At 62.4% G+C, this 23530-nt stretch carries 20 protein-coding genes and 1 tRNA gene; 4 read left to right on the top strand and 17 right to left on the bottom strand.

The window, feature by feature from the left end:
• Positions 1-31 precede the first annotated feature (31 nt).
• Positions 32-1579 (top strand): hypothetical protein, encoded by a 1548-nt coding sequence (locus G7Y51_RS01190; RefSeq protein ID WP_165174587.1) that lies wholly within the window; start codon positions 32-34, stop codon positions 1577-1579.
• Positions 1580-1614: 35 nt separating this feature from the next.
• On the opposite strand, the gene G7Y51_RS01185 is transcribed toward G7Y51_RS01190, so the two are convergent.
• The 15 genes from G7Y51_RS01185 to trmFO all read right to left on the bottom strand — a co-directional run bounded on the left by G7Y51_RS01185 (position 1615) and on the right by trmFO (position 19054).
• Complete coding sequence (locus G7Y51_RS01185; protein WP_165174586.1) at positions 1615-2385, bottom strand: methyltransferase domain-containing protein; 771 nt, start codon at positions 2383-2385, stop codon at positions 1615-1617.
• 223 nt (positions 2386-2608) lie between these two features.
• Entirely contained in the window at positions 2609-3718 is a 1110-nt protein-coding gene (locus G7Y51_RS01180) for a sulfatase-like hydrolase/transferase (RefSeq protein WP_206214223.1), read from the bottom strand.
• 777 nt (positions 3719-4495) lie between these two features.
• On the bottom strand, positions 4496-5662 hold the full coding sequence (locus tag G7Y51_RS01175) for a phosphoglycerate kinase (RefSeq protein WP_165174584.1): 1167 nt from the start codon (positions 5660-5662) through the stop codon (positions 4496-4498).
• A gap of 248 nt (positions 5663-5910) precedes the next feature.
• Positions 5911-7905 carry a transketolase gene (gene tkt, locus G7Y51_RS01170; RefSeq protein ID WP_165174583.1) on the bottom strand — a complete coding sequence of 665 codons (1995 nt, stop codon included), beginning with the start codon at positions 7903-7905 and terminating at the stop codon, positions 5911-5913.
• A gap of 115 nt (positions 7906-8020) precedes the next feature.
• Positions 8021-8746, bottom strand: a complete 726-nt coding sequence (gene rpe, locus G7Y51_RS01165) for a ribulose-phosphate 3-epimerase (protein WP_165174582.1) — start codon at positions 8744-8746, stop codon at positions 8021-8023.
• 53 nt (positions 8747-8799) lie between these two features.
• Positions 8800-9141: a MerR family transcriptional regulator gene (locus G7Y51_RS01160; RefSeq protein ID WP_165064776.1), complete on the bottom strand. Its 342-nt coding sequence runs from the start codon at positions 9139-9141 to the stop codon at positions 8800-8802.
• Positions 9142-9306: 165 nt separating this feature from the next.
• Positions 9307-11715: a phenylalanine--tRNA ligase subunit beta gene (pheT, locus tag G7Y51_RS01155; protein ID WP_165174581.1), complete on the bottom strand. Its 2409-nt coding sequence runs from the start codon at positions 11713-11715 to the stop codon at positions 9307-9309.
• 108 nt (positions 11716-11823) lie between these two features.
• On the bottom strand, positions 11824-12204 hold the full coding sequence (locus G7Y51_RS01150; RefSeq protein ID WP_165174580.1) for a translation initiation factor IF-2: 381 nt from the start codon (positions 12202-12204) through the stop codon (positions 11824-11826).
• An 8-nt stretch (positions 12205-12212) separates the two neighbouring features.
• Positions 12213-13247 (bottom strand): phenylalanine--tRNA ligase subunit alpha, encoded by a 1035-nt coding sequence (gene pheS / locus G7Y51_RS01145; RefSeq protein ID WP_165064788.1) that lies wholly within the window; start codon positions 13245-13247, stop codon positions 12213-12215.
• A gap of 188 nt (positions 13248-13435) precedes the next feature.
• On the bottom strand, positions 13436-13789 hold the full coding sequence (gene rplT, locus G7Y51_RS01140) for a 50S ribosomal protein L20 (RefSeq protein ID WP_165174579.1): 354 nt from the start codon (positions 13787-13789) through the stop codon (positions 13436-13438).
• Positions 13790-14072: 283 nt separating this feature from the next.
• Positions 14073-14270, bottom strand: coding sequence for a 50S ribosomal protein L35 (gene rpmI / locus G7Y51_RS01135; RefSeq protein WP_165174578.1), 198 nt, complete (start codon positions 14268-14270; stop codon positions 14073-14075).
• A gap of 426 nt (positions 14271-14696) precedes the next feature.
• On the bottom strand, positions 14697-15227 hold the full coding sequence (infC, locus tag G7Y51_RS01130; RefSeq protein WP_165064800.1) for a translation initiation factor IF-3: 531 nt from the start codon (positions 15225-15227) through the stop codon (positions 14697-14699).
• Between the two features lies 1 nt (position 15228).
• Complete coding sequence (thrS, locus tag G7Y51_RS01125) at positions 15229-17175, bottom strand: threonine--tRNA ligase (RefSeq protein WP_165174577.1); 1947 nt, start codon at positions 17173-17175, stop codon at positions 15229-15231.
• Positions 17176-17327: 152 nt separating this feature from the next.
• Positions 17328-17404, bottom strand: a tRNA-Val gene (locus G7Y51_RS01120).
• Positions 17405-17698: 294 nt separating this feature from the next.
• Positions 17699-19054, bottom strand: a complete 1356-nt coding sequence (trmFO, locus tag G7Y51_RS01115) for a methylenetetrahydrofolate--tRNA-(uracil(54)-C(5))-methyltransferase (FADH(2)-oxidizing) TrmFO (protein WP_165174576.1) — start codon at positions 19052-19054, stop codon at positions 17699-17701.
• A gap of 296 nt (positions 19055-19350) precedes the next feature.
• Here trmFO and dut point away from each other — a divergent pair, with 296 nt between their 5' ends.
• From dut to G7Y51_RS01100, 3 genes are all read left to right on the top strand, one after another.
• A complete protein-coding gene (dut, locus tag G7Y51_RS01110; RefSeq protein ID WP_165174605.1) occupies positions 19351-19806 on the top strand; it encodes a dUTP diphosphatase in 456 nt (151 codons plus the stop codon).
• A 204-nt stretch (positions 19807-20010) separates the two neighbouring features.
• Entirely contained in the window at positions 20011-21210 is a 1200-nt protein-coding gene (locus G7Y51_RS01105; protein ID WP_165174575.1) for an aspartate aminotransferase family protein, read from the top strand.
• A 175-nt stretch (positions 21211-21385) separates the two neighbouring features.
• Complete coding sequence (locus G7Y51_RS01100; protein WP_165064812.1) at positions 21386-21604, top strand: TraR/DksA family transcriptional regulator; 219 nt, start codon at positions 21386-21388, stop codon at positions 21602-21604.
• A 296-nt stretch (positions 21605-21900) separates the two neighbouring features.
• Here the strand turns inward: G7Y51_RS01100 and G7Y51_RS01095 are convergent, their stop codons facing one another.
• Positions 21901-22905, bottom strand: coding sequence for an inorganic phosphate transporter (locus G7Y51_RS01095; RefSeq protein WP_165174574.1), 1005 nt, complete (start codon positions 22903-22905; stop codon positions 21901-21903).
• Positions 22898-23527, bottom strand: coding sequence for a DUF47 family protein (locus G7Y51_RS01090; RefSeq protein WP_165174573.1), 630 nt, complete (start codon positions 23525-23527; stop codon positions 22898-22900). Before G7Y51_RS01090 ends, G7Y51_RS01095 begins: the two co-directional genes overlap by 8 nt.
• Positions 23528-23530: the final 3 nt, after the last annotated feature.

Below are 23530 nucleotides of genomic sequence, written 5' to 3'. Positions count from 1 at the left end.
TTGTCGTCGCAGCAACCTCACGGAGTCTCATATGTCTTCAGCCCCTACCGAAGAAAGCGCCTTGCGCGGCCAGGAATACAACACGCTGCTCTGTGAACGCTTCGATCCCGCGCAAACTCTCGTAGGTTTTTATATCAGCGTTACCAATGCCAGTCAGGACGAGTGGATGAACCCCCTGGCGCTGGAATTGCGCCGCAGAGGCTATGCCGTTGTCGGCCTGCTGGCCCGCGAAGCAGTGGGCGCGGCCCGGCTGGATGGGACCGAGCTGACGCTGGAACTGGCGCGCGGCAGCGTTGCTGCACTGTCGCGCGTGCAGCTCTTCATCGTTTCGGACCTGGAAGGGGGAACAGACTTTCCCCCCCGGTCACGGGTGCTGGCCTGCGCGCACGGCTGCGTCTGGTGCTGCGGCAGCACCAATTTTGTGAGCGTTGTGTCCCATCAGGCATATTTTGACGGCTATCTGACATCCTGTCCCTTGACTCAATCCACCCGCGAGCAGGTGCAAGCTCTTTGGACCGGCTTTGTGCCTCCGTCAGCCTGCAAACGTCCCTCCCCGCATTTTTATATCCTGGCCAGCGGCTATCCGCGTTCTGCTGTGCTCTACCACAAACTGGCCGAGCTGGAAGGCAGGGTGGAACGCGATGCCATTCTTTATGCCCCCATTTCAGTAGACCATCATCCGAGCGCGGGCGGCTGCCTCCTGGAACGCTATGGGAAACGCATTGTGCGCTGTCTTCTGGATTCTTTTCCTCATTTGCGATTGATTTTCCGCCCCTATCGTACTGATCTGGAGCATCCCCAGGTGCAAGCCCTGCTGGCGGCCTTTGCGCATGAGCCCCGCTTCGAGCTCGACACCGATCCGCAGCGCGCACCCGCATTCAGCCGCGCCGCCGTGCTGGTCACGGATTTCTCGCACATTGCCAACAGCTTTGCTTTTACCACCCTGCGCCCCGCAGTGCGTTTCCAGCCCTGGGAATACGTCCGTAACCGCAGGACGCTCGACACGCTTCCCACCGGCTTTTGCGCGCGGACGTACCAAGCCCTGATACGGGCTGTACGCGAGGGCCTGGAGTCGCCCGGCCCCTGCCGCGAGCATATCCGGCAACAACGGGAACAGGGCATGCTGCCCGTGGAAAGCGGTCTGCAAGACCTGGCGGAGCAATTGGATGATTTTCTGCGTGACCGGCCGCGGCCGGAATGGATCAGCATTGAACGCAACAACCCGTCTTTGACGCTCGGCGAGGCCGGGATTGTGAAAACCATGCTCAGCTTGCCGCGCTACTGGGAGACAATAGCCTCTGTCGCGCTCCGCTTTTTTCCGGAAAGCCTTTTCCTGACCGCCTTCAGCCTGCACATGGGCTTACGTCTCATACCGGATCAAGCTGTGCCCGCGCGCTTGCTGGCAAGCGCACGGCGGCTGCTGCAAGAGCCGCCGCCGATTGGCGACGATCCCTTGCTTTTTCGGGATGTGTCGCCGGAAATTCCCCGCAAGCTCTACGGTCTGGCCCAGCTCAAGGCATTTCGCGAACACGATCTGGATCTTGCCGGCATGGCGGAAAATCTGAAAACTTTACTTTGAAAGGCAGGGCGCCTCCCCCGCAGGCGGAAAAAGCCCTATTGGCCGCGAATCCAGTAGGTCTCAAAACCGTCTTCCAGCCAGCCGTCCTCGATCTGCGCAAATCCGGCCTGCCGGAAGATCTGGCGGTATTCCGCGCGGGTGCGCCGCCAGCCCCAGAACTGCTGACGGCGGATGCCCAGATAGTGCAGAATGCCCCGGATAAAGATTTTGATCGCATTGACGAAGCTGCCGATAAAGGAATCCTCCTCCAGAAGCGAAGCGGAAAGGCAGATCAGTTCGCCGCCGGGCGCGAGCTGAGCGCGCAGCTCGCCGAGAATGTGCTCCAGCTCCCGGGTGGGGATGCCGTAATCCACGGTGGAGAGGTAGATCAGATCATACTGCACATCAGAGGGCAGGCAGGCAGGCGGCAGGCCGATATAAATGCGCTCGCTCGGTATATGCTGCCTGAGCCACTTCATGCCCACCGTGCTGGGCTCGTTGACGTGCAATTCCAGTTCCGGCATTTCCTCCAGGAGCGTCTTTTCCATGTAGCCCACGCCGCTGCCGATGGAGAGCACGCGCACAGGCCCCTCGCGGCCCGCCGGTTCCTGCGCAAGCCTGGCCCGCAACTGCCCGGCCAGCCAGAGGACATCCTTGCGCTTGTTGGCGCGCCAGACCGCGGGCAGATCGTCCCAATCCTTGTAACGCCGGAAAAGCTCCTCGTAAAAAGTGGCGTAGAATTTGGGCTCCGCCAAATGAAAGAAAGAAATATGCGAAAAGGCAGTAAACGGTATTCCCTGCCAGCTTTCCTGATAAAAACGCCGCACTGTGGAGCCTCCCGAAATGGCGACAGGCAATGCCCGCCAGGGCATCGTGCCCCGGGCTGATTACCGGATTGTATTGAGTATAGCCCAAGCCCGGCCAGGGCGCAACGGGCGCTTTGCCTGCCGCGTCTTTTCAGGAGAAAAGGCCAGAACCTGCCCGGCCCTGCTGCACGGCAAAAACTCCCCGACCGGTGCGGCCGGGGAGTTTTGTATGGCATCTCCGCGCTCAGCGCGGATAATACATACCAAACCAGCGCGCCAGCACCGAAGAGGCATCTTTGCGATCAACCAGGTATTCAGCCTGCGGGGTCAGCAGGCGGATGCTTTTCTGCGCCAGCAGGGAGCAGGCCGCGTTCTTGACCCGCAGGTCATTGCCCATAAAGGTTGCGGGCACCGGCAGGCCCGACAGGTTCAGCAGGGTCACCGGAAGATCAATCTGGGCGCAATAATTGACCATTTCCTGCCCGTTGGCGGCCAGACCGGCGAGCCCGCGCCGGGAGATCCAGAGCAGGGGAATGCGATCCGGCGTGAAGTGGGAGCGGCGGGTATAATTTTCGCCGTGCGTGGCGCTGTGATCCGCTGTGATCAGGATCAGCGTGTCGTCAAGATAGGGCTGCACGGCTTGCAGGAACGCTCCCAGCTTGCGATCCAGAGCGCAGAGCGACAGCAAAAACGGGCTGGCCGCGATCCGCCGGTCGCGCAGGCAGGCGTCGCCCTCCGGGGGTCTGGCGCCATAGGGCGGATGCGTGTCTATGGTGTAAAGAAAAAGAAAATTTTTGCTTCCCGGGCGCGCATGTCGCAAGAGACTCTCCGCCTCGGCAAACAACACTGCCGAATCCATGCCCCAGCCACTGCTTTTTTTCTGGTATTTCTTTTCAAAATCCGCGGCGAACATACCATGCGCCGCCCCGTAATTGCGCTGTACCGTTCTCTTCCAGCCGGCGTCCCTGGCTGACCAGGTTATGAACTGCCCGTTCATGGCTCCGAGAAAATGCCCGGCATAGCCGTTTTGTTGCAGCTCCGTGAAGAGGTTGGGGACCATATTGTCGCCGACCATGTCGGCGAACACGTCAAGGCGCGAAGACAGCAAAGCGTGCAGGCCGAATGTGGTGGGCTGCGCCGAGGTAAAAAAATTACGGAAGGAGACGAAGCCTGAAGCGATGGCATCAAGATTGCGGGTGGCCTCCACGGGAATGGAGGGATTATATTTGTGCAGATAGGCCAGATCCAGGCTTTCCACCGCCACAAGGACAATATTTCGATAGGGCCCGGCGGGCTGCGGCAGTTGGCGCAGCATTCCCAGAGACGCAAGCTTGCGTGTATCCGTGTCGGACAATGCAGCCGTGGGAGGGGTGACGATTCTTGCGGGAACAGCTTCTTTACTGTCCGTAAAAATATCATGTATATTCGTATAAATCGGCTTTGAGATGGCAGCCTGCCTGTTGCGAGACATGGCGGCGTCGCCAGAGGCATGCAGAAGAGCGGTTAGCAGCGAAAGAAGACACAGCGCCCCAAGGAAAAGGCCATATCTTTTCCCATAGTTTCTGTTTTTGTCAAATGAGGCATAAAAAAGATAAAAAAATACGGCCATTGCCAGCAGTGCTGCGAGCAAATAAAGCATGTTGGGCACGGTAATCACCGTATAAATGCTCTTCAGCTCAGGAACAGTGGTAAAAATTTGAGTTAAGACATCATAACTTACAATATCTTTTGTGTTGTAAGCAAATACGCAATTTACCAGATCATAGAATATAATTATAATTGCGTAGCATAGTAAAAGGATGAGAAAAATTTTCTTTTTAAAGAAGAAAAGCAATCCTGCAAGAGCAAACAGCGGCAAAGAATCTATGAGAAATCCCACACAGGCTCTTGCAAGGCCTTCATAGACGGAAATATCCGCAGCATATTGCAAAGATAAAAATACGCGCAAAGCGAATAGGGCAAAAATGCAGAAGAAAAAACACCATATAAATATGTCATGGTTCTTTCTGAGCGACATTGCCGAATACTCTTTCTTTTGCAGGCCCTTCCGGCACGGATAAGGGCAGAGGGCCGCTGTTGCCACGGTTTCCAAAAGCCGCCCGCTGCCGGGGCGGCTTTTGGAAGATATGGCTCAGCGCGCTTCCAACGCCGCCACCGAAGGCAATACCTTGCCTTCCAGCAATTCCAGGGAAGCGCCGCCGCCTGTGGAGATATACCCCATCCTGTCGGCCAGGCCGTAGGCTTCAACGGCGGCCACCGTATCCCCTCCGCCCACCACCACAAAGGCTTTGGACGCGGCCAGGGCTTCGCCCAGGGCCCTGGTGCCCGCGCCGAAGGGCTCGGTTTCAAACGCGCCCACCGGCCCGTTCCAGATCACCGTGGCGGCCCCGGCCAGCACCCCGGCATAGAGGGCCACTGTCCTGGGGCCAATATCCAGGATCATTTCATCGGCCGGCACGTCGTCCACGGCATGCACCGCAGCTTTTTGCCCCGGAGCCAGTTCTTTGGCCGTGACCACATCCACGGGCAGGGGCAGTTGTTTGTGTGCGGCCCTGGCTGCATCCATGATTTTCCGGGCTTGCGGGATCAGCTCCGTCTCGCACAGGGATGTTCCCACTCCGTAACCGGCGGCGGCCAGAAAGGTGTTGGCAATGCCGCCGCCCACAATCAGGCTGTCCACTTTTGCGAGCAGGTTTTCCAGCAGGCCCAGCTTGGTGGAGACCTTGGAACCGCCGATCACCGCGGCCAAAGGCCGGGCCGGATTGTCCAGCACTTTGGCGAAGGCCGTGAGCTCCGCCTGCATCAAAGGCCCGGCGCACGCCGTTTTGGCCGCGCGCACCGCGCCCTCGGTGGAGGCATGGGCCCGGTGCGCAGCGCCAAAGGCGTCCATTACATACACGTCGCCCAAAGCGGCCAGACGGCCGGAAAGGGTGGGATCATTCTTTTTCTCGCCTTTGAGAAAGCGCACGTTTTCCAGCAGCACGCACTGGCCGGGCGCGGGTTTGGCGTCTTCCGGCTCCCGGACCAGAGGCACAGGGCTGCCGAGCAGCTCGCCCAGGCGCGCGGCCACGGGCTTGAGCGAAAACTGCTCTTCATACTGCCCTTCCGTGGGGCGGCCCAGATGCGAAAGCAGAATCACGCCCGCGCCTTTGTCCAGAGCCATCCTGATGGTGGGCAGGGCCGCGCGGATGCGTTTGTCGTTGGTGATGTGCCCGTCCTTCACAGGCACGTTCAAATCTTCCCGGATGACCACAGTCCTGCCCGCGAAATCCATTTCCTGCATTTGTTTAATCGGCATGTTCGCCTCCTTTTGCGTGGCATGTACCGCGCTGTTTTCCGGCTTCTCCCGTCGCCAGGGCATTGCATGGCCTGGCGCAGTTTTCAGGTGAAACTGCCCGGCTGCCGCGAAAGGACAGGGGCTGCGGAGAGAAGCACGCCTGAGCACGCGCGTCTTCCCTGTTGGAAACGCCACGTCCTCCGTACTACGGCATCAGTGTAGTACGGAGGACGTGGCGGCGTCAAAAACGAAGTTCGGCGCAAAAAGCGTTATTTGAGCAGAGCGCGCGCCTTTTCCAGCACATGTTCCGGCGTGAAGCCGTACTGCCTGAACATATCCTTGCCCGGCGCGGATGCGCCGAAGCGGTCCAGACCCAGCACGTCGCCGTCCAGGCCCACATATTTGCGCCAATAATCCGCGGCTGCGGCTTCCAGAGCCAGACGCGAGCGTACCGCGGCAGGCAGCACGCTTTCCTTCCAGGCCGGATCCTGGGCGTCAAAAACTTCAGCGCAGGGCATGGAAACCACGCGCGCGCGCCTGCCTTCCGCCATAAGCCGCTCGGCCGCGGCCACGGCCAGAGCCACTTCCGAGCCTGTAGCCAGCAGGATGATTTCCGGCGCGCCCTGGCAGTCGCGCAGCACATAGCCGCCCCTGGCAATGGCCGCGATCTGCTCCGCGTCGCGCTCAAAGAAAGGCAGCTTCTGGCGGGAGAGCGAAAGGCAGGTGGGCGTATCGTGGCTTTCCAGAGCGCACTGCCAGGCAACGGCCGTTTCCACGCTGTCGCAGGGCCGCCAGAGATTCAGGTTGGGGGTCAGCCGCAGGGTGGGCGCCTGCTCCACCGGCTGATGGGTCGGGCCGTCCTCCCCGACGCCGATGGAATCATGCGTAAAGGCCCAGACGACCCGCAGGCCCATAATCGCGGCCAGCCGCACCGCGTTTTTGGCCTGATCCGAAAAAGCCATGAACGTGCCCGCGTAGGGAAGGAAGCCCCCGTGCAGGGCCAGGCCGTTCATGATTGTGCTCATGCCGAATTCGCGCACCCCGTAGGAAATGTAATTGCCCGTGTATGCGCCGGGCCTGAGGTGCTCGGACTTGCTCGTGAGCGTGCCCACGGACCCGGAAAGATCCGCGGCGCCGCCGATCATTTCAGGCAGGCGGCTCACAAGATGCTCAAGCGCCTTTTGCGAGGCTACGCGGGTGGCCAGATCCTCGCCCTTGTCCGCGGCGTCCCGTATCATCCCGCGCGCAATCTGCGCCCAATCCGGGGGCAGGCTGCCGGCCATGCGCCGCAAAAACTCCGCGGCCTGTTCGGGCCGGGCCTGCCGGTAGGCGGCGAACATGGCATCCCAGGCGGCCTCGGCGGCCTGCCCGGCAGCGCGCGCGTCCCAGGCGGCGTAAATATCCTGAGGAATGCTGAAAGGCGGCTCATGCCAGTCCAGAGCCCGGCGCGTGGCGTCCGAGGCGCTCTCGCCCAGCGGCGCGCCGTGGCTTGACGCCGAATCCTCCTTGGGCGATCCGAAGCCGATATGCGTGCGGCAGATGATCAGGCTCGGACGGCTTTCATCCGCGCGGGCCTCGGCCAGAGCCTTGTCCAGAGCCTCGCTGTCGTGCCCGTCAATGGGCCCGATGACCTGCCAGCGGTAGGCAGTGAAGCGCGCGCCCACGTCTTCGCTGAACCAGGGGTCGATCTTGCCATCAATGGAAATGCCGTTGGAATCATACAGCACAATCAGCTTGCCCAGGCCCCAGGTGCCGGCCAGCGAGCAGGCTTCGTGCGAAACGCCTTCCATCAGGCAGCCGTCGCCGCAAAAGGCGTAGGTATGATGATCGACAATCCTGTATTCGGGGGTATTGAACTGCGCCGCCAGCATGCGCTCGGCCAGCGCCATGCCCACGGCCGAGGAAATGCCCTGGCCCAGAGGGCCCGTGGTCATTTCCACGCCGGGCGGCAGGCCGCGCTCGGGGTGCCCCGGCGTTTTGGAGCCCCACTGGCGGAAACGCCTGATTTCCTCCAGAGGCAGATCGTAGCCCGTCAGATGCAATACCGCGTAGTGCAACATGGAGGCATGCCCGTTGGAAAGCACAAAGCGGTCGCGGTCAGGCCAGAACGGATTGGCGGGATTGTGCTTGAAGCCGTGACGCCAGAGGGCTTCAGCCATGTCGGCCATGCCCAGCGGCGCGCCCGGATGACCGGAGCCGGATTTTTCAATGGCGTCGATGGTCAGGGCGCGGATGGCATTGGCACATTGTCTGCGGGTAGGCATGGCTCTTTTTCCTTCGCTTGTGATTATGGTGAGAGAGGGGGATGCGTCGCAGGCTCTGGCGGCTCCGGAAGGTCAGGTTGTGAGACAGCCCTGGCGCTGGAAAACGAGCTGCGGTTCACAACAATCTGCCCTGGGACATGGCGGGCCGCCATTGCCGGGCGGCGCGCAGACCAGGGCGCAAGCCGCGCCCCTCCACGGTCTGCGTGAACTCCGCAAGCCGGGCGCTGTAAGGTTTATGACTGAAAAAGGCTGAGCCGGAAACCAGCACGTCGGCTCCGGCCTCCACCAGCCCGGCGGCATTTTCCGGGCAGACGCCGCCATCCACCTGGATCAGGGTCGCGGCTGCGCCCGCCTCGGCCAGCAGGGCGCGGGCCGCGCGGATTTTTTCATAGGTCTGGGGCAGAAAGGCCTGCCCGGAAAAACCGGGATTGACGCTCATCAGGAGCAAGAGATCAAGAGACGACGCAAGCCAGCGCGCCGCCGAAAGATCCGTGCCCGGATTCAGGGCCAGCCCGGCCTTCAGCCCCAGACTGCGAATTTCAGCCAGGGTACGCTGGGCGTGCCCATCGGCCTCGGCATGGATCACCAGCAGATCGGCTCCGGCCTCCTTGAAATCCCGCAGATAGCGGGAGGGCTCCCGGACCATCAGATGCACGTCAAAAAAAAGCCCGCTGTGCGGCCGCAGGGCCTTGATCAGCGGGGGGCCGAAAGTGATGTTGGGCACAAAGGCCCCATCCATGACATCCAGATGCAGCCAGGTCACGCCCGCCGCTTCCAGGGCGGCCAGTTCTTCGGCCAGCCGCGCAAAATTGGCGGAAAGCAAGGAAGGGGAAAGAATCATCAACAACCCTTTGCCGTTTGGGCGCAGTTAGAGCGTTTTAAAAGCAAGATGCTCTATTGCCCGCTCAAAAGCCGCCGGATGTCGCTGAGTTCCCGCTTGAGCATCTGCATGAAGGCCGGATCCGGCACCGGAGCCAGCCGTTCGGGCAGGTTTTCGTCCAGCACCGCGCTGCCTTCCAGCACGCGGCGCGCGCCCTCAATGGTCATGCCCTGCTCATGCAGCAGTTGCCGGATGCGCCGCAACAGATCCAGATGCGCTTCTGTGTACAGGCGCTGCCCCTTGTCCGTGCGCAAGGGAGCCAGTTGGGGGAACTCTGTCTCCCAGAAGCGCAGCACATGCGTCTTCAGATTGAGCAGCTCCGCCGCTTCGCCGATGCGGTAATTTTTTTCCGACATAAAGCCACTCCCGGTTCCGCGCCGGACCAGAACCCGGTGCAGCATCACCCTTCTGCGAAAACGCCAGAGCATTTTCTCTTTGAAAATGCTCTACTGACGCGAAAGCGGCAGCCGCCGCAGCAACGCCAAGCACGCTTTCCGGCACAGCGATCGCAGGGCATGGAGCTAGATGCGGACGCCCAAAGCCTGCCTCAGGGATTCTGCCACTTTTTCCCGCTCCTTGTCCACTTCCGCATCCTTGAGGGTCCGGCTCGCGTGGCGGAAGGTCAGGCGGAAGGTCAGGTTGCGGATCAGGGCGTCCTCCGGGCCGCGCTCGGGTTCAAAGCAGTCCGCCAGGATCACATCTTCGAGCAGGGGCAACTTGAGTCCGGCCAGGTGGTCGAGCACCCGGCTGACCTTGAGGTCAGCTCCGGCCATGATCGTAATGTCGCGCCGCACAGGCGGGTATACCGGCAAAGGTCTGAAGCGGGGTACGGCCTTGTCGTGCATTTCGCGCAGCACATCCAGATTGAGCTCGGCCAGCCAGATGTCTTTGCGGGCATGGAAGGCTTCGGCCAGCATCGGTTTGACCCGGCCCATGAGCCCCACGCGCCTTCCTTCTGCCAGCACCTCCACGCAGGGCAGCAGAAAAGGGTGATCCTCCACTTGCTCGCAGATCGGGGCGGGCAGATGCAGAACATGCAGCAAATGCTCCACGATGCCCTTGAGGTCCATGTAATCCATGTCCGCCGCGGAATGCGGCCAGGCGGCGTCATGCCGCGCGCCGTACAGCAGGATACCCAGGGCCCCGGTTTCGCGCGCCGTGGTCTCCGAGGCGGGATCGGCTTCAAATATGTGCGCCAGCTCAAAAAGCCGCAGGCCCTGCGCGCCCTGGGCCAGGTTATTGCGCAGATCCTGCAGCAGGCCCGGCGCCAGGGCCGTGCGCAGCACATCCTGCTCGGCCGAAAGGGGATTCAGGATCGAGATGCGGCCTTTTTGCGGCAAGCCCAGATGATCCAAATCCTTGTGACCCACAAAACTGTAATTGACCGCCTCGTTCAATCCCAGGCCCGCGCCCCAGCGCTTGATGCGCGACCAGAAGGCAAAGCGCGACTCCGGCTCGCCCGCGCGCGCCAGATCCGGTTGCACCGGCGGCAGCAGCGGCGGGATGGTGTCCAGGCCGTGCATCCGCCCCACTTCCTCAATCAAATCCGCCTCGCGGGTCAGGTCCGGCCGCCAGGAAGGCTGGATCACTTTCCAAACCGGCGCGTTATCGCCTCTGTCCACCTGGCAGCCCATGCCCGCAAGCGTCTTTTCGTCGAATTCCGGGCTCAGATGCACGCCCAGCAGGGCGTCGGCCCTGGCAGGACGAAAGTCAATCCCGGCCGGCGCAAACGGCCGGGGCTCCGCCTTGGAGAGCCCGCGCCGCACCACGCCGCCGCCGAAGGCCGCCATCATGGCGCAGGCCCGGTCAAGCGCCCAGACGGTGCGCAACTGATCGATGCCGCGCTCAAAACGGTACGAGGCCTCTGAGGAGAGGCCCAGCCGCCGCGAGGTCTTGCGGATGGTTCCGGGCCGGAAGACCGCGCTTTCCAGAAAGACGTTGCGGCTCGTCTGCGTGATTTCCGTATTCAGGCCGCCCATGACCCCGGCCAGGCCAACGGGCCGCGCGGCATCGCAGATGCAGAGATCCTGATCCGTCAGCGAGCGTTCCTGCCCGTCCAGGGTGATAAATTTTTCGCCCTGGCGGGCCCGCCTGACCACAATGCGCCCGCCTTCCAGCCTGTCCAGATCAAAGGAGTGCAGCGGCTGGCCGCATTCAAACAAAATATAGTTGGTGACGTCCACAATGTTGGAAATGGGCCGCACCCCCACGGCATGCAGGCGGTGGCGCACGCGCATGGGTGAGGGCGCCACCGTGATGTCTGCAATGACCCGGCCCGCATACAGCCAGCAGAGATCCGGCTCGGCAATCTCAATGGGGACCACGGCTTGTGGGCCGTCGTCCGTCTGCAAGGGCAATTCCGGCACGTTCAGGGGCAGATGAAAGGCCAGCGCGGTCTCCCGCGCGAGCCCCAGCACCGAAAGACAGTCCGCGCGGTTGGGCGTGACGGAAATATCCAGCACTTCCCTGTCCAGATCCAGCACGTCAATGAGCCGCGCGCCCACGGGCAGATTTTCGGGCAGAACCATGATCCCGCTGTGATCCTCGGTCAGCCCCAGTTCGCGCTCGGAACAGATCATGCCCAAGGAAGGCGCGCCGCGCAGCTTTGCCTTTTTGATCAGCGTGCCGTCAGGCAGGCGCGCGCCCACCAGGGCCACAGGCACTTTCTGGCCCGCAGCCACATTGGGCGCGCCGCAGACGATGTCCAGCAGCTCGCCTTGTCCGGCATCCACCTTGCACAGATGCAAGTGATCGGACTCCGGATGTCTGGCGCATTGGAGCACATGCCCCACCACAATGGACGCAATGGCTTCATAAGGATGCAGAATGTCTTCCAGCTCCAGACCGAGCATGGTCAGGCGGCCGCCCAGGGCCTCAGCCGTGCCCTCGTAGGGCGTAAACTCACGCAGCCATGAAAGAGAAAGCAGCATAGCGTATTCCTGTCTGACAAACTGTTGTGCAAGCCGAACATTCCGGACTTCACGAGCGCCGCAGCTCATGCGGCCCGGCCCGGACGCGGACGCTGCCGGGCCGGGGATTCACCTGAAGGACCAGGCCGGGGTCTCGCTCTTGCGCGGATCCGGCAGGGGCCGGGAATCCTGTTGCACGGCAGGGCCGCCGTATGCGCCGGGGCGCGGGCGCTGCCGGGGCGCTTTTTCCTCGCGCGGCAGATCGTCAATGGTATTGCCGTAGGCGTCAGTATAGCCCATGCCGCCTTCGGCGGTGCGTCCAGCCGATTTGGAGGGCAAACCTTCCAGAGGCCGGGGGCCGCCGGGCGGTTCAAGACCCGAATGGCGCGGGCTGAGCGCCGAAGCGGCCAGAGCCTGGCCGTCGAACCCGGCCGGGGCCGGCCCCAGGGGGAGGAGCAGCGCCGCCAGGCTCGCGCTCGCGGCCAAAAGGCACAAAAAGCGTCTTGTCATGCCGCGCCTCAGGCAAACTGCCCCAGGAAGCGCACATCGTTTTCAAAAAACATCCGCAAGTCCCCGATGCCGTACTTGAGCATGGCCACGCGCTCCACGCCCAGGCCAAAGGCAAAGCCGCTCACGTCCGAGGAGTAGCCCACGGCGGCATAGACCGCCGGGTCCACCATGCCGCAGCCCAGGATCTCCACCCAGCCGGTGGTTTTGCAGACGCGGCAGGGCTCGCCGTCCACCTGCCCTTTGCCCCCGCACATGCAGCAGGAAATGTCCACCTCGGCCGAGGGCTCGGTGAAAGGGAAGAAGCTTGGGCGAAAGCGCGTTTGCGTGTCGCCGCCGAAGACGGCCCGCACAAAGGCCGTCAACGTGCCGCGCAGATGCGCCATGCTGATGCCCTCGCCCACCATCAGCCCCTCAATCTGATGAAACATGGGGGTGTGGGTCAGATCCGAGTCGCGCCGGTAGACTTTGCCGGGGGCCACCACGGCCAGGGGCGGCTTGCGCGAAAGCATGGTGCGCGCCTGCACCGGCGAGGTGTGGGTGCGCAAGACCACCTTGTCGGTGATGTACAGCGTGTCCTGCATATCGCGGGCCGGGTGCTCCGGCGGCATGTTCAGGGCCTCGAAATTATAGTAGTCGCTCTCGACTTCCGGCCCTGAAACCACTTCAAAACCCAGCCCCGTGAAAATATGGCAGATTTCTTCAGTGACCAGGGTGGTGGGATGCAGCGAGCCCCGCCAGGGCGCGCGGCCGGGCAGGGAAGGATCGAAACGCGCCAGCGCCTGCGCGTCGCGCCCGGCTTCAAGAGCGCTTTTGCGCGCCTCGAACAGCGCATTGCAGCGCTCCTTGACCCTGTTGGCGGCCTGGCCCACGGCCGGGCGCCGGTCAGGGGCAAGCTGCGGCAAACGGCCCATGATCTGCGCAAGGCGGCCCTTGCGGCCCAAAAAATCCACCCGCAAACCTTCCAGCTCTTCCAATGAAGAAGCCTGGTCCAGCCCTCGTTCGAGTTCCGGCGCCAGGCCTTCCAATGCTGTAATCAGGTCCATGCTGATTCCCGATGCCGCCTGCGCGGCGCTGAAGCTTGTTTTCAGAACAGTCGCCAGTGAAAATGTTCTCAGACCGCCTGCCCTGACCTGACGGCTCCCGCTCTGCGAAGCAAAAGCCGGAAGCCCGTCTGCGGCATGGCCCGCCCTGGCCGCGCTGCGGCCAGGGCGCAAAAAAACCCCGCTGCCGCCTACTTCAGCGCGGCTTTGGCCAGCTCCACCACTTTGGCGAAATCGTCTTTCTGATAGACGGCCAGATCAGCCAGCACCTTGCGGTTCAGTTCAATACCGGCCAGCTTCAGACCGTGCATGAAGCGGCTGTAGGAAAGCCCGCTCAGGCGCGCGCCCGCATTGATGCGCAAAATCCAGAGCGCGCGAAAATCGCGTTTGCGCAGTTTGCGGCCCACAAAGGCGTACTGCAAAGAACGCTCAACCGCCTCGCGGGCAGTGCGGTACAGACGGCTGCGGCCGCCCCGGAAGCCCTTGGCCGCGCTCAGATATTTCTTGTGCCGACGATGAGTGGCAACGCCTCTCTTCACACGCATATGCGTATCCTCCTTCAACCCAACAAGGCGGAGGAAAGCCCGTTGGGGAGCGTAAAAAATACTGCGGCCCTCACAGGGAGGGGCACGGATTGAACATCAGTCACGGCTCCGCGCGCGCCGCCGATCCCGGGAGGATCGAAAAAACCGCGCTCAACGCTGGTCGGGCGTGGATTTTTGCCTGCCGGCCAAAATCCAGGCTTGTTATGCGGGGAGCGGATTCTTCCGGCCGCGACCGGATAACAAGCGCAGGCTGACGCAGTCAGCGGGCAAAAGGCCGCGATGGTCAGCCGTTGGGCAGCATGCGGCGCACGGCCTTCATATTGGTCTGATCCACCAGGGTGGACTGCCCCAGGCGCATTTTGCGGCCCGCAGCCTTCTTGGTCAGGATGTGACGCAAGTTCTGGCGACGGCGCTTGAACTTGCCGCTGCCGGTCTGCGAAAAACGCTTGGCCGCTGCGCGCCGGGTTTTAATCTTGGGCATGGCGTACTCCTTCAAAAACGGATAAAAGCCCCTTGCGCGTCCAGGCGGGCCCGCGAAGAGGAAAGGCATGATGCCTCAAAGCGCCGCTTGGCGCAAGGCCTATTTCCAGAGCATTCAGAGCTGCTGCATAAGATGCGTCAGCTCTGGCGGCGCTGCGACAGCATCGCTAGAGCATTTTGCTTTTGAAATTATTCAATTTCAAAAGCGGCGCTGCCATCATTTCGCGTCCAGAACGCGGTCTGGACGCTCATTCGGCGCGGGCGTCCGCTCCCGCGGCCGCCAGAGCAATTTCAAAGTGAAATTGCTCTAGCAACAGCAACGACGCGCCGCACCGTGCGCGGCGTCAGAGCATTGCAAAGTTGCAATGCCCACGCAAGCCCCAGCCGGCGGGGCCCGACGCAACTTGCGACGCAAACAGCGCGGGGCTCACTTTTTGGGCACCAGCAGCATTTGCAGGGTGCGGCCTTCGGCGCGCGGTTCCTGATCCACTTTGGCGATATCCGCCAGATCCTGCACCACGCGCTCCAGAATGCTCAGGCCGCGATCCTTATGCACAATCTCGCGGCCGCGGAAAAATACCGTGATCTTGCAGCGGTCGCCGTCTTCCAGAAAACGGCGGATGTGGCGCAGCTTGGTCTCATAATCATGGTCATCGGTCTTGGGCCGGACCTTGATTTCCTTGATCTGCACCACGGTCTGGCGTTTCTTGGCTTCCGCCTTCTTTTTCTGCTGCTCGTACTTGAATTTGCCGTAATCCATGATCCGGCAGACAGGCGGCTCGGAAGTGGAGGCCACTTCCACCAGATCCATGCCGCCTTCCCTGGCCAGGGCAATGGCGTCATTACGCTGCAAAATGCCGAGCTGCTCTCCGTCGGCGCCGATCACGCGCACTTCGCGCGCGCGGATCAGTTCGTTGCGGCGCACGTTGTCCTGCGGCATTTCGCGCCGCGGTCTCATATTAGGCGAAGCTATAGCGCATCCCTCCTTGTTTGAAAGGCTCTTCCGCATCCGCCCGAATCAGGGCGGCAATTTCCCCGCCGGATTTGAGCCCCAGATTATCGCCGTTGCGCAGGCGCACGTTTGCGCCCCCGGCCTGCACTTCCTTTTCTCCGACCACCAGAATATAAGGTACTTTGGCCAGCTGGGCCTCGCGCACCTTGAAGCCGAGTTTCTCGTTGCGCGTGTCGAGCGCGACCCGAATGCCCTGGGCCTTGAGTTCGTCGCGCAATTTCAGGACAGCTTCATCTCCGGCCTCGGTCACGGTCAGCAGCCGGGCCTGCTCCGGCGCAAGCCAGACGGGCAGCGCCCCGGCATACTGCTCAATAAGCACGCCGATGAAGCGCTCCAGCGAGCCCATGATCGCCCGGTGGACCATCACCGGGCGGTGACGCTCGCCGTCCTGCCCCACATAGTTGAGATCAAATCGATCGGGCAGGGTGAAATCCACCTGAATGGTGGAGCATTGCCATTCCCGGCCGATGCAGTCAAGCAGGCGCACGTCGATTTTCGGCCCGTAGAACGCGCCGTCGCCCTCATTGATCTCGTAGGGCAGCCCGGCCTTTTCCACGGCCTGAATCAGCGCGCCGGTGGCCAGCTCCCAGGCTTCGTCCGTGCCGATGCTGCTCTCCGGCCGGGTGGAAATGGCCACCTTGTACTGAAAACCGAAGAGATTCATGAGATCCCGGATCAGATGAATGACATCCAGTATCTCCCCTTCCAGTTGATCGGGCGCGCAGAGAATATGCGCGTCGTCCTGGGTGAACTGGCGCACGCGCAAAAGGCCGTGCAGCACGCCACTCTTTTCATGACGATGCACCACGCCCAGTTCAAAATAGCGCTGCGGCAGATCGCGGTAACTGCGCAGCTCGTTCTTGTAGATCAGCATATGCGCGATGCAGTTCATGGGCTTGATGCCGTAGGCGTCATCCTCGATCTGCGTGAAATACATATTCTCGCGATAGTGATCATAATGGCCGGAGCGCTGCCAGGTCTCCACGCGCAGCAACTGCGGGCCCTGGACCATGTCATAGCCGCGCTTGAGATGCTCCTTGCGCCAGAAATCCTCCAGGATGGCGCGCACCAGCATGCCCTTGGGCAGCCAGAAGACCATGCCCGGAGCCACGTCTTCCTGAAAGGTGAACAAATGCAGCTCGCGCCCCAGCTTGCGGTGATCGCGGCGTTTGGCCTCTTCCATCTGCCTGAGATAGGCGGCCAGGGCCTTGTCGTCGGCAAAAGCCGTACCGTAGATGCGCGAAAGCATGGGGTTTTTCTCATCCCCGCGCCAGTACGCGCCGGCCACGGACAGCAATTTGGCCGAGGCGGCAAAACCGGTGTGCGGCACATGCGGGCCGCGGCAGAGATCCGTGAAGTCCCCGCAGGTATAGAGCGAGACCGTGTCCGCGTCGATGCCCTCAATAATCTCGGCCTTGTATGTCTCGCCCATGCCCCTGAAGCGGGCCTCGGCCTCGGCCCTGGGCAGCACTTCGCGCGTGAAGGGCTCGCGCGCTGCGGCGATCTTCTGCATCTCGGCCTCAATGGCCGGAAAATCCTCACTGGAAAACGGCCGCTCCACGTCGAAGTCGTAATAAAAGCCGTTGTCGATGGCCGGGCCGATGGTCACCCTGGCTGCGGGAAAGAGACGCTTGACTGCCGCGGCCAGCACATGCGCCGTGGAATGGCGGATCAACTGCAAGCCTTCCGGCGAGTCGGCATAGACCGGAATAAGCTCATGACAGTCGTCAGGCAGGGATGCGGAAAGATCCAGCAGCAGACTTTCGCCGCCCGTCACGGCCCTGGCCGCCACCACGGTTTTGAACTTTTTGCCGCTCAGGGCTTTCCGGAGTACAGCGGCCAGATCGGCCTCGGCCGGGGCGTCCACCATCTGTCCTTCCACACGGACATCCATGAAAAACTCCTTCTGCAAACGGCTCCTCACGCGGCCATGCGCAAAAACAAATGGGGAGGCAAACCTCCCCAATGCGCCGGAATGCTCAAGCGCGCTTCGCCTTTTGCGCGGCGCGCTTTCTATGCTGAGGGGAAAATCCCCGGAAGTACAATTGGTAGGAACGAGCAGACTTGAACTGCTGACCCCTTCCGTGTCAAGGAAGTGCTCTAGCCACCTGAGCTACGCTCCTACAGAGCAGAGGCAAGGGGCTATATAGCCGCTGAAGCCGTTGCCGTCAACCTTTTTTTGCGGGATTGGCGCAAGTTCTGCCGCCGCGCCTTACGGGCATGACGTGAACGACATGGGGATGAGAGCGTTTAGCTACTTTCATTAGCAAAACGCTCTCCTATTTCGATGCGTCAGCCCTGAGTCTCCTGAGCGGCACACTATCCGCCATTGCGGGCCGCAGGCTCTGCCTGCGCCGCCAGGGCGGATCCTGTGCGGGCGTAACGGCAGCTCCAAAGTCCGGCAGCGCCCGCTGGCGTTACAGCGCCCCCCTGCTCCCGACCTCGGCCAGCCAGGCCGCGAACGCGGCCTGGGCGCGGGCCGCGTACAGGGCCTTGCGTTCCTTTTTGCGGGCTTTTTCGCCCAGTTCCGGCATGAGCCCGAAATGCGCGTTGGAAGGCTGAAAATGCCTGGCCGGGGTTTGCAGATGTTGCAGCAGCGCGCCCAGGGCGCTCTCCGGCGGGGGCGGCGGCAAGGCCACGCCGCGCGCGCGGGCCGCCAGCAGCATGCCCAGCCAGAGGCCGCAGGCCGCTGACTCCACATAGCCCTCCACGCCGGTGATCTGCCCGGCCAGAAAAACATGCGGCAGGGCCTTGAGGGAAAGATCCGCGTTGAGCACGTCCGGCGCGTTGACGTAGGTATTGCGGTGCATGCTGCCGTAACGGGCAAATTCCACGCGAGCCAGGCCCGGAACCAGGCGAAAAACCCTGGCCTGTTCGGCCTGCTTCAATTTTGTCTGACAGCCCACCAGATTGCAGGTCTCGCTGTTGATTTTTTCGGCGCGCAGTTGCAGCACGGCCCAGGGGCGGCGGCCGGTGCGGGGATCCACAAAACCCACGGGCTTGAGCGGGCCGAACGTCAGGGTGCGCGGGCCGCGCTCGGCCAGGGCTTCCACGGGCATGCAGCCTTCAAAGTGCTTTTGGCGTTCAAAATCCCGGGCGTCCGTTTTTTGCGCGGCCAGCAGGGCCTGATAAAAAACTTCATATTCCTCGCGGCTCATGGGGCAGTTGAGGTAGTCGCCCTCCCCTGCGGGCTCGCCGTTTTCCTGCCCGTAGCGCGACCCGCGAAAAACCACGCTCCTGTCCAGGGTATGCGTCCAGACAATGGGCGCAATGGCGTCGTAAAAATAGCAGTGTTTTGTGCCGAGCGCCGCGGCCAGCGAGGCCGAAAGCCCCTCCGAAGCCAAAGGCCCGGCCGCGATCACCAGCGTCCCGAATCCGGCCAGTGCCGGGGCGTCCAAAGCTTCGACGCGTTGCTCCACCCGCCGGATATGGGGCTCGGCAGCCACGCGGGCGGTCATGGATCGGGCGAAAGCCTCGCGATCCACGGCCAGGGCCTTGCCCGCAGGCACGCGGCAACTGTCAGCCGCGGCCATGAACGCGCTGCCCAGAGCGCGCATTTCCGCCTTGAGCAGACCCACGCCCGAGGTGCTTTCGTCCGAGCGCAGGGAATTGGAACAGACCAGCTCGGCCAGATCGTCGCTGACGTGCGCGGGCGAACGCCAAGCCGGCTTCTGCTCGAAAAGCGTCACGTCAAGGCCCGCGCGGGCCAGACGCAGGGCGCATTCGCAACCGGCCAGGCCGCCGCCCACCACGGCTATGGATGTTGGTTGCATACAGACTCCTTGTGTCTTGGCGGCGCGGAACGCGCCTTGGAGCATTTACCTGTCTGCCCGGCAGCTTGAAGAAAAACAAGGGCAAAGGCAAGCCCGTGTACAGACTGGCATCTGAACGCCGTTTGCGCCAGGTTCCTGCTCCCCGGATCTCATTCCCCGCCATGCAACGCGCAAACGCGGGCTTGCTCCCGGCAGCAACCTGCGCTAAATCTCAGGGCGTGAACACGACAGCCCCCCCCACACCTGACGGCATGCCCTCCTTGCGTGACGCCGCTCCCGGCAGCGCGGCAGTGCATATGGCCTTTGTCCGGCCCGGCGCGCGCGAGCTCTACGTCCACGGGCAGAAAGATTTTCCGGCCCCGGCCACGGCTCTTTCCGCCGGATTTGACCTGCGGGCCTGCCTGGACGGTCCCGAAGCGCGTATCGCGCCGGGCGCGCGGCTGGCAGTGCCCACGGGCCTCAGCGTGCAACCCCGGCTGCCGGGCATCGCGGGCTTTGTCTATTCCCGCAGCGGCCTGGGCGCGCGAGACGGGCTCACCGTGGCGCAAGGCGTGGGCGTCATTGACCCGGACTATACCGGCGAAATTCTGGTGGTTCTGTTGAACACCTCCGGGGAAGAACGGCGGCTTGCGTGCGGCGAGCGCATGGCTCAACTGATTTTTCAGCCCTTTGTCCGCCCCGTGTGGCAGGAAGTGCCGCAACTGGCGGCAACCGGGCGGGGCGCGGGCGGATTCGGCCACACCGGCCGCTGATGCCCTTTTTGCATGAGGCGCGTTTCAAGCCTCGCGCTTGCGCGCACGCGCCCCTTGGGAGTGGAAACGCTGCAATGCGCCCACCGCTCTGCAACGATGCGCCGGCGCATCATTGCCGCGAAATGTGCGCGGGCGGCCTTCGACCCCGTAAGCGGGCATTTCAGGCGTTATCTGTCGTAAACGGATGAAGAAAGGAGTCCGCGCATGTCACAAGCTTTCACTGCCGTCAAAACCGGAGAAGAAGATCTTCTCTGCCGCTCGTACAGCCGCTATCCTCTGGCCATTGCACGAGGCAAGGGCGCGCGCCTCTGGGATGTGGACGGCAAGGAATATGTGGATCTGCTGGCGGGCATTGCCGTGGTGGGCCTCGGGCATTGCAACGACGAAGTCTGCGAGGCGCTGGAGCGCCAATCCCGCAAGCTCTGGCATGTGAGCAACCTCTTTTACCAGCAGGAGCAGCTTGATCTTGCCAGGCTGCTGCTGGCAACCAGCCATCACGGCAAGGCTTTTTTCTGCAATTCCGGGGCCGAGGCCAACGAGGCCTGCATCAAGCTGGCCCGCCGTTATATGCGCACCATCAAGCAGCGCGACGCCTATGAGATCATCACCCTGGAAGGCTGCTTCCACGGTCGCACGCTGGGAGCCCTGGCCGCCACCGGCCGCGAATCGCTGAGCAAGGGCTTCACGCCCCTGCCCGAAGGTTTCAGGCAGGTTCCGGCCGGCGATCTCGCCGCGCTGCGCGCGGCCGTCACTCCGGCAACGGCCGCCGTGCTCGTTGAGGTGGTCCAGGGCGAAGGCGGCGTTGTGCCCTTGCCTGCCGATTATCTGCACGGCGTGGAAGCCCTCTGCCGCGAGAAAGACATCATTTTTCTTTGCGACGAAGTGCAGGCCGGGCTCTGCCGCACCGGCAGGTTCTGGGCCTTCCAAAACTATGATCTCAAGCCCGACGCCATCAGCGTGGCCAAATCCCTGGCCAACGGCCTGCCCATGGGAGCCATGCTGGCCACCGACGAGCTGGCCCGCGGCTTTGAAGCGGGCAGCCATGCCACCACGTTCGGCGGCGGCGCCCTGCTCTCGGCGGCAGCCGCCAAAACAGTGGAGATCATGCAGCGCGATCATCTGGCCGAGCGCGCCGCGGCTTTAGGCGCGCGTCTCAAGGAGCAATTGGCTGCCCTGCAGCAACGCCTGCCCGGCAAGATCCGGGAAGTGCGCGGCCTGGGCCTGATGGTGGGCATTGAGCTGACGGATCAGGGCCCCAGGGTCTGGGAAGATCTGCTCCACCAGGGTTTCATCTGCAACCTGAGCCACGGCACGACGCTGCGCCTGTTGCCGCCCCTGACCATTGAGCAGGCGGATCTGGACGATTTCGTGCGGATCCTGGAGCAGGTTCTGCGGAAGGCCTGAGCCGGGCCCGCGCAGATCGCTGTAGTGCCGTCTGCCCTGTGCCGTCTGCCATGACCGGTTTACAGAAGCGCGACCCTGTGTTATAGTCATAAATATAGGTTGGCAAAAAGTCGAACTTGTTACGGCAACCCCGCTTCGGCGGGGTTGCCGCTTGCTTTCGCATAAGGAGAAAATAATGGACGTGTTTGATCAGGCCACGGAGCTGGAACGCATGGACAGGGAATCCGCCTTGGTGCGCGCGCGCTCCTTGATGGATCACGGGGGCCCTGAGTGGATCAATGGTGTGGCCTGCTGCCGCGAATGCGGCGATCCCATTCCCCAGAAACGTCTGGATGCTCTGCCCGGCGTGGGTTTGTGCCGCGCCTGCCAGGAAGAACGCGAAAACAACCGCTGAATCCCCGCACATCTGCGCCGCCGGGGCGCTGTGGCCCGTATAAGGCCGGAACGCGGCGGATGCCGGATTCTTGTTCTGCGGCCCAAAGCAGCTTCGGAATTTTCCCGCAAGCCGTTCCGGCGACACAGACATGCCGGGGCATTTTGCGGCCGGTGCGCTCTGCGCGCAGGGGCCACCCTCGCCGAAGGGGGGCGCGGATGGGGAAAGCCATGCTTCTCCAGGCACCGGAACAATTTCACCAACGTGTTTTACGGCATCACAGTAGAGCGTATTGCTAATGAAATTAGCAATACGCTCTACTGCCAGATAAAGTGCAGAAGCCAGTAGGAAACAAAGCCCACGCTCCCGGCGGCAGGCAGGGTCAGCACCCAGGCCGTGATCAGATTGCCTGCCACGTTCCAGCGCACTGCGGAAAGGCGTTTGGTGGAGCCTACGCCGAAAATGCAGGCCGAGATAGTATGCGTGGTGCTCACGGGCGCGCCCACCAGGGAAGCGCCGGAGATCACCAGAGCCGCCGAAGTCTCGGCAGCAAATCCATGCACCGGTTCCAGCTTGAAGATGCGATGCCCCATGGTTTTGACGATTTTCCAGCCGCCCACGGCTGTGCCCAGAGCCATGGCGCTGGCGCAGGCCAGTTTGACCCAGAGCGGCACCTCCACCTTGTCGATTTCTCCAAAGATCACCAGGGCCAGAGTGATGATGCCCATGGTCTTTTGCGCATCGTTCAGGCCGTGGCTGGTGGCCATAAAACCGGCGGAAACAAGCTGCAAGCGCCGGAAGGCGCCATTGACCCTGCTGCGCGCGATGCGCGAGCAGACCCAATAGATGATCCACATGATCACAAAGCCCGCGGCATATCCGGCCAGAGGCGCGACGATCAGCGGGATCAGCACCTTATCCACAATGCCCTGGCCGTTGAGCGCGCCGAAACCGACATCCGCCACGGCCGCGCCGATCAGACCGCCGATCAGCGCGTGAGAGGAGGAAGAAGGAATACCGTAATACCAGGTAATGCCGTTCCAGGCGATGGCGCCCACCAGAGCGGCCAGCACCAGCACATGGCTGCCTTCCACCACCTGCGGGAGCACAATGCCGCTGCCCAGGGTCTTGGCCACCTCAGTGCCCAGCAGCGCGCCGCCCAGGTTGAGCAGGGCTGCCGCGCCCACGGCAAAGCGCGGCGTGACCACCTTGGTGGAGACCACCGTGGCAATGGCGTTGGCGCAGTCATGCGCGCCGTTGGTAAAGTCGAAGGCCAGCGCCACCACAACGATGAGGACCAGGAGCAGGGGGACCTCAAACATTTTTCAGCACCGCTTCCTCAATGGTTTCAGCCAAGGCGTTGACCTGCTCCAGGAGTATGCTCAGGCGCTCGTACGCCTGACTCCATTTCAGGATCTGCATGATCCGCTGGGGCGTGATCTCCTGCTGTTCATCCATGAGTTCGGCCAGGCCCACGGCAAGGAGCATGTCACATTCGCCGCGCAGGGTGCGAAAAGCCCGCGTCTTGTGGCAATCGCGCCGATGCGCGAGCCCCTCCAGCATCAGCCGGGTGAGATCGAGCATGGCGCTGATGGTCCGGACCATCTGCAGGGCGGGAAAACGAATGCGCGGAAATTCAAAAATGTGCAGGCGGGTGCTCAGGCTGTGCACGCAGTCCATGGACTCTTCCTGCTCCTGGTTGATCCGCAGGATGTCTTCGCGATCAATGGGCGTGATGAACGTCTGGGAAAGGGCGCGGATAATCCGGCTGTGCAATTGATCGGCTTCTTCCTCCAGAAAGGCAATTTGCTTGTGCACATTGTCCATGTTGGCGATATCTTCCAGCATTTCCACCAACAGACCGGCCATGCGGCGCAACAGGCCGTTCTGCTCCTGCAGCATGGCGAAAAAAGGCGCGGACTTGGGTAGCAAGGCGGCAAACATGCG

The organism is Desulfovibrio sp. ZJ369, from assembly GCF_011039085.1.
Classification (GTDB): domain Bacteria; phylum Desulfobacterota; class Desulfovibrionia; order Desulfovibrionales; family Desulfovibrionaceae; genus Desulfovibrio.
This window is presented reverse-complemented; position numbering and strand designations above follow the sequence as displayed.